The 416-nt window shown below is 59.4% G+C and carries 1 protein-coding gene; it reads left to right on the top strand.

From position 1 onward, the window contains the following. Nucleotides 1–305: 305 nt before the first annotated feature. A partial coding sequence (rpsU, locus tag D7Y13_RS43805; RefSeq protein ID WP_120631150.1) for a 30S ribosomal protein S21 occupies nt 306–416 on the top strand: 111 nt, incomplete at its 3' end.

The raw sequence follows: 416 nt of genomic DNA, 5'->3' as shown, positions 1-416 counted from the left end.
GCGATCTCGCTGCCGGGCTTCCGGCGAGTTGCGGAACGCACGAGGTTCGTTTCACCGGCACTGATTTCCCCTCTGGCCTCTGACGCCGGAATGTTGTAGGGAACCCCAAAGCGCGGTGGACCGGCTCGTCATGAGCCGACGCCTCCGATGGCTTCAGCCGAAGAACAGGCGGGCGGCGACGTCCGGTGACGCTCTGAAACTGAAGCCACGTCATGATGGCATTCGCTACCCTGACAGCAAGTTTTGTGCGAAATAGCGTCCGACGCTGCCGATGCGGCCGGACCTGTCTACGTTAGGATTTTTTTTTGAGAGTCGAAGTTCGCGACAACAACATCGATCAGGCCCTCCGCGTCCTGAAGAAGAAAATGCAGCGCGAAGGCGTGTTCCGCGAGATGAAGGCACGCTCGTTCTTCGAG

The sequence above is a fragment of the Corallococcus praedator genome, from assembly GCF_003612125.1.
In the GTDB taxonomy this organism is placed as follows: domain Bacteria; phylum Myxococcota; class Myxococcia; order Myxococcales; family Myxococcaceae; genus Corallococcus; species Corallococcus praedator.
This window is presented reverse-complemented; position numbering and strand designations above follow the sequence as displayed.